Source organism: Vibrio sp. (assembly GCF_984391705.1).
This window is the reverse complement of record NZ_CFHWOM010000102.1, coordinates 1-6,176: the sequence shown is the minus strand read 5'-3', so window position 1 is coordinate 6,176 and position 6,176 is coordinate 1. Positions and strand designations below refer to the sequence as shown.

Annotated in this window: 6 protein-coding genes; all 6 read left to right on the top strand. The window is 46.4% G+C overall.

Annotated features, from left to right (window positions below):
• The first annotated feature begins 125 nt into the window (after nt 1–125).
• Nucleotides 126–506 carry a hypothetical protein gene (locus tag AC4MRV_RS21295; protein WP_491189290.1) on the top strand — a complete coding sequence of 127 codons (381 nt, stop codon included), beginning with the start codon at nt 126–128 and terminating at the stop codon, nt 504–506.
• Between the two features lie 144 nt (nt 507–650).
• On the top strand, nt 651–1,217 hold the full coding sequence (locus tag AC4MRV_RS21290; RefSeq protein ID WP_491189289.1) for a DUF1441 family protein: 567 nt from the start codon (nt 651–653) through the stop codon (nt 1,215–1,217).
• Nucleotides 1,165–3,234 carry a terminase gpA endonuclease subunit gene (locus tag AC4MRV_RS21285; protein WP_491189288.1) on the top strand — a complete coding sequence of 690 codons (2,070 nt, stop codon included), beginning with the start codon at nt 1,165–1,167 and terminating at the stop codon, nt 3,232–3,234. Before AC4MRV_RS21290 ends, AC4MRV_RS21285 begins: the two co-directional genes overlap by 53 nt.
• Nucleotides 3,234–3,455 (top strand): DUF6148 family protein, encoded by a 222-nt coding sequence (locus AC4MRV_RS21280; RefSeq protein ID WP_491189287.1) that lies wholly within the window; start codon nt 3,234–3,236, stop codon nt 3,453–3,455. Before AC4MRV_RS21285 ends, AC4MRV_RS21280 begins: the two co-directional genes overlap by 1 nt.
• Before the next feature lies 1 nt (nt 3,456).
• Nucleotides 3,457–4,953, top strand: coding sequence for a phage portal protein (locus AC4MRV_RS21275; RefSeq protein ID WP_491189286.1), 1,497 nt, complete (start codon nt 3,457–3,459; stop codon nt 4,951–4,953).
• Nucleotides 4,934–6,176: head maturation protease, ClpP-related (locus AC4MRV_RS21270; protein ID WP_491189285.1), on the top strand; the 1,243-nt coding region annotated here is incomplete at its 3' end. The genes AC4MRV_RS21275 and AC4MRV_RS21270, both read left to right, overlap by 20 nt.

Genomic DNA, 6,176 nt, shown 5'->3' with positions numbered 1-6,176 from the left:
TGGTGGCGCAGTATTGATTACGGTGATTATATGAAGATCACAAAAGAGCAAGACTAACCTTAGTAACAGTCGATTTCTGACACTCCGTTAAATATGCTTGATGTTGAATACGTCAGGAGGTTTGTATGGGTGTGTTGGAACAGTTGCAAACAGCGGCTGATAAAGACCGAAAAATAATGGTTGCCTATTACGGTGGAAGTAATCCTGGTGATATACGAGAGTTAACCCCGATCAGTATTGATGAAGAGACAAGATGCTTTCAAGCGGTCTGTCATATCAGCAATGAAGTTAAAACATTTAGGGTTGATGATGCTGAAATCATAGGTCGGGCAACTAGCACCTACCATTGGGAACCTAAACCTAGTAAATTCTCCTTGATGTTTTCGGGGCTTAAATCTCGCCTAGAATTGGCAGGTTGGTTTGCTCTTGTGGGAGTTATGGGGTTAGGTATTCTCGCTGTCATTACTTTTGTACTTTGGATTGTGTATAAAATTATTTCTGCATAAGTATTGAGTTTGATTGTGTATATTACTGATGATATACATTTGTAATTGTCTGAAAAGTATAGGCAATTTTAAAATGCATAAAGGCTGCTTCTTTTGAAGTGGCTTTTTTTATGCCTCACGTTTTACGCATAGGAGGCGCTCTCTATGACCTCCAAGTACGCAATGAACAAAACGGAGGCGGCGAACTATTGGAAGAAGTCACCCAACACAATCAAGAAGGTGATTGAAGAAAACGACATTAAACCGTGTGGAAAAGACGGGCGCGGGAATGATGTTTTCGAATGCAAAGACCTTGCGCCGTATTTGGTTGAGCAGAAGAAACTAAGCAGGCGTCGAAATCGGACGCTTAGCGATAAGAAAGTTGAAGAAATCCAAGAGCTGTTAACGACTTTTGGTTCAATGAAAGAGTTTAAAGAGTATGAGCTGGCACTTGGTCAACAGCAAAAGCGCGAGCTAGACCAAAGGCAGCTCGTTAAGTCGCATGAAATCATCACGGTTTGGGGTAGCACCTTTTCAATTCTTAAAAAGAAGGTTCGCCAAATTACCACCGAAGTAGAGCGTATTTGTGATACCTGGACGCCTAAGCATTCTGAGCGATTAGATAAGAAGCTCGACACCATTTCTAACGAGATAACCAGAAAAGCGCAGGAGTTCGCCAATGAGTTACATGAGCATTGCGGAGGCGATGAGGGAAGCTCTAGCGGTCATTGATGTTGAAGATATCCCCCCTGTAGAAGCTTGTGATAAATACCTGTTTATTGCAGATACAGGCGGCGTTGTTAAGTTTGATTCATCCATAGCCCCTTATATGAGAAAGCCCCTAGAACGCGCTTTTAGTCGTCAGTGTCGAGAGCTCATCCTTATGGGTTCGGCTCGTTCCACTAAAACTAAAACGCTGCTAGATGGTGTGGTGTTTTACCGAGTATGGCAAAACCCTTGCGATATCTTGCTGATCTTCGCAACGCAAAAAACCGCGCATGGTTATTCCGATAAAGAGCTAGGCCGTATGGTTCGAAATACCGAACCACTGCAGAAGCTGCAGACAGGCAACCGCCATGATGATGGTATAGAGCGTAAGCGATTTAAAAATGATTCCACAGTTACCATAAACTCAGCCACAAACGATGCGCTATCCGCTCAGGGTTACGGTGTGGTTATCTTCACCGACTACGACAGGGCAGAAGATGACGGCAACGGGGCAGGTGGTAACGAGGGTGATAAGTTCGGTCGTGGTTCGAAGCGTACCTTACAAGCGGGTAGCGATGGCATCACCATTGCGGAAGCATCCCCATCACGCACCCCTATTAAAGACCAAGAGGGTTTAAGGCCGCATCAAGCACCTAGAGCCGCGGGTATCACTGCGCTGTACAACGATGGTACTTGCGAGATTTGGTATTGGCAGTGTCCCCATTGTCAAAAGTGGTTTATGGACAAGTGGGAGTGCTTGCAGTGGGAAAAAGGTAAGCCTGACACCGCAAAGGTAGTGTGTCCTTGTTGTGGTGAATCAATCAGCCCTGATGAGAAATACGACATCAACTTAGTTGGTGATTACATGTTTCCCGGTGAAGTCGATGAAAAAGGCGTTCGCCAAGTTATTGAACAACCCGATCTCTATCGTTCTTCGTTTTGGTTTGAAGGGCTATGTGCCGCTTTCAACGATTGGGGCGATATGGTCAAAGAGTACGTAGTAGCTCAAGAGCACTATGAAAAGTTTGGTGATGAGTCAAAGCTGCAGGTGTTTTTTAACACCACTGTAGGCAGGCCATATACACCAATTGCGGTTGATTCTGAATTGACGGGTGAAAACCTACAAGAAAGAGCGATTAACTACCAACTACCGCAAGGCGTAGCCCCTGCAGATACCCGTTTCTTATTGGCAACCATCGACGTACAGGGCGGCGCAAACAGTCGCTTTGATGTTCAGGTGACGGCTTTCTCTGAGCAGTGCCAATGGCAGCCGATAGACCGCTTTCAAATCCTACTTAATGAGCAGAGAACGGAAGCAGGTGAACCTCAACGAGTACAGCCTCATGTTTATGTTGATGACTGGCTACCTATCATCGACAAGGTGATCAATAAAGAGTACGCCATAGACGGCACTGATTTAACCATAGTCCCCCGCTTAACCTTATGTGATTCCGGTGGTTCAGATAACGAGAACGGCGAAGGTAATACCACGTTCCACGCTTATCAGTTCTATCGAGAACTGCAGAAGAAAGGTTTAGAAAATCGATTTCTATTGCTTAAGGGTAACCCGCGAGCATTTAGAGAAAAGGAGTGGGACGGCTGGACAAAGATTAGTGAGCCTGACTCATCCAGTGATCACCCTATGGCGGCGCGTGGCGATATTCCCCTACTCAACATTAACTCAAACGTTGTGAAAAGCTCTGTTTACTCATCAATGATGAATGAGCAAAGCGATAGCCCCCGTTATTTCCGTCCTCCATTTTGGGCTAAACAGGATTGGTACAACGGCCTGCTATCGGAAGAGAAGAACGACAAAGGCCAATGGTACTGCCCGAAAGGGAAGAACAATGAGCCGTTTGACCATGCTCAATACGCCTTTGCGGGGCTTTGGCATACACGAGCAATGGCAATTGATTGGAGTAAGCCACCTAATTGGGCGGCTCCACTGAACATAAATGTGAACGTTTCGAAGCGAGGCGAACACACCACCAAATCACAACCACGTAAGCGTAAGCGCGTGATATCAAGAGGTTTAAGTTAATGAGCAGCATTGCAGATTTAGAAGCTCGCTTGGCTCGTTATAAAGCCACAGAAAAAGAAATCTTAGAGCAAGGTCAACGTATCAAGGATGAAGATGAGCGGGATTTACAGCGCGCGAATCTCAGCACCGTTCAAGCAACCATTAAGGAGTTACAAACTCAGTTGGCTGCTTTGAGAAATCCTAAACGTGGACGAACGCGCCAATACGCAGCAAGGGTGTGATATGGGTAGCATGAATTGGATAGATAAAATCGTTGCTTACCGTGACCCCGAAAAAGGGCTAGCACGCATGGCGGCGAGAAAGAAGCTCAACGCCAACTATGAAGCTTTAACCCCGAAAACGGGCAAACGTCCCCCGCGAGAAAAGAAGCTAGCTAAGGAACTGGCAAAAACCAGTCAATTACCTTTGGCTCAACAAGCTCGATGGTTTGAGGAAAACTACCCAATAGTGTCTACGGCGTTAGATGAGGTGGTTAAGAACGTGATTGGGGCTGATGGCCTGATAGTTCAACCTCAACCCAAACTAAAAGACGGCACTGTAGCCACTGATTTTGCGAAACAGATTCAAAGAGTTTATGAGAGCTCGTCGCGCACTTGGTGTATGGATGGTCGAACGTCGAGACCTGACAGCGAGCAATTGATTTGCCGTGGCATTGTCCGTGATGGCGAGATGTTTTCTCGAATCTATGCCTTTGACGGTCATGATTACTTGGGTGATGTGCCTTTTGGGATTGAGCCGTTTGAGTGTGACCACATACCCGCTGATCTTTACGACAAGAAAAACAACATCGTTAACGGTTTTAAGCTTGGCGAGTACAACCGAACAAAGGGTTATTACTTTGTGCCGGACTTAACCGCCTTCACTCAAAAGCCATTGTTTGTTGAAGTTCAGAACGTGTTACATACCCGTTGGCAAACTCGCATTGGTGGCTTGCGTGGCATTTCAAAACTAGCCCCTGCATTGCTCAGTATTCACAACCTCAAAGAGTACGAAGATGCCGTGCGCCTTGGTCGCTTGGTGGCTGCTCGAATTGTGCTAGTGCATAAAAAGAAGGGCGGTAATTACGTACCAGGTCAAGATGGCGGGGAAGGTTCGGAGGATGAATACGACGAACCATTGAGTTTTGAGTATGGCAACGTATTAGAGGCCAATGTTGATGATGAGTTCGAAACCCTTGAATCTGCCAAAGGTGCTGAAAGTGCTGATGTGTATATGCAGCACCAACAGCGCAACGTTACTGGCACGATTGGTGCGAACAACTCAGCTGTAACAGGCATTTACAACAAATCATATTCCGCGCAGCGACAAGAAATGATTGATCGCTGGGCGGGGTACATCATTTTACGTGCATTAATGGTTCGCCAGCATGTGCGCCCTGCTTATGAAGGTTGGCTTAATGCTGCCACGTTAAGTAAAACACTTGTCCCACCTAAAGACCTTGATTGGTCAACGTTGTATGACGCCTCTTTTACTGGTCCAGTCATGCCGTGGATTGACCCTTATAAGGAAGCTTCCTCAATCAAGATGCTCAAAGAAATTGGCATGCTGCCACTGACGCTAGCACTTGCTCAACGTGGTTTGGATGTGAGCTCAATTCTTGAGATGTATAAGCAAGAAAAAGATGAAATGGAGCGGTTGGAACTCACCGAACTGCTTTCAATGGTGGCTGACGAAACCACAAACAAAACGGATAGCAAAGATGGCAAAAAAGACGAGTAAGTTAAAAGCCCAAGGCAAGCCGCCGCAGGGTGACCAAAGTTGGTACAAGCTAAAAGCTTCCGCTGAAGGTGTGAAGCTTTTTTTATATGGCTATATCGGCGAGTGGGAGATTTCAGCTAGCACAATGCTGCATGAGCTGAATAAGCATGATGGTAAAGACCTCACCATTCACTTTCACACTGATGGTGGTGAAGTTGATGAGGGCATGGCGATTTATGCCGCCCTTAAAGATTACCCTGGTGAAGTGACAGGGATTGTTGATTCAGTCTGCGCCTCAATCAGTTCCGTTGTGCTCATGGCCTGTAAGAAGCGCTATATCCGCCCAACTGCGCGAGTCATGATTCATCAATGTCATGGTATCGCCTATGGTACGGCAGCTGAAATGCGCGCCCGTGCTGATGAAGCCGAAACCATTAACAATCAAATGATCGAGCTGTTCGCCTCAGTGTCAGGCAAAAGTGAAGATGATATTCGAGCAGATATTGCGGATTCAGATTGTTGGTTAAGTGCAAACGAAGCCGTTGAATACGGTTTGTGTACAGGCATCTACGAACAGTCAGACAACCCGTTAGAAGCGTCTAATTTCAACGCTCCCAAACTAAAAAATCTAAAAGCGTATAACGCCCCTGATTCTCTTGTCGCGATGTGGCAAGACAATGGCGAGGATGGTGAACCCACCGCGCCAGATTCACCAACGGCTGATGATGAAAGCCAATCCTCCCCTGAAAAACTAACTGCAGAGAACACCATCATGGATTTAGAAGAATTTAAGAAACAAGAAAAGCAACGCAAAACAGGCATCACACAGCTGTTTGCCAAGTACCCGAAAGCCCAAAAGCTAAAGGCTGAGTGTTTGGATGATATGGATTGTGATATTGAAACCGCGCGCGTTAAGTTGCTGGCGTTCTTAGAGCCGCAAACTGATAACCCAGAAGGCAATGAGCCACAATCCCCGAAAACCGCAGGCCAACAAGTAGCGCTTACAGCGAGCAACGCCCAATCGCACCTTAGCAACTACATTGGTGCTCGCCTTAAAGCGTGTAATTGGGACGATGACAACCCTTACCGCCACATGTCAGCCACCGAAGCACTGCGCGCTCATGCAGGTTACGTGGGAGATACAGACGCAACCCAAATGAGCAAGAAAAAGTTAGTCGCTCATGCGTTTACTAACAACACACATTCACTAGGCGACATCATCGAAACGCATGTAGGTGCGTTGA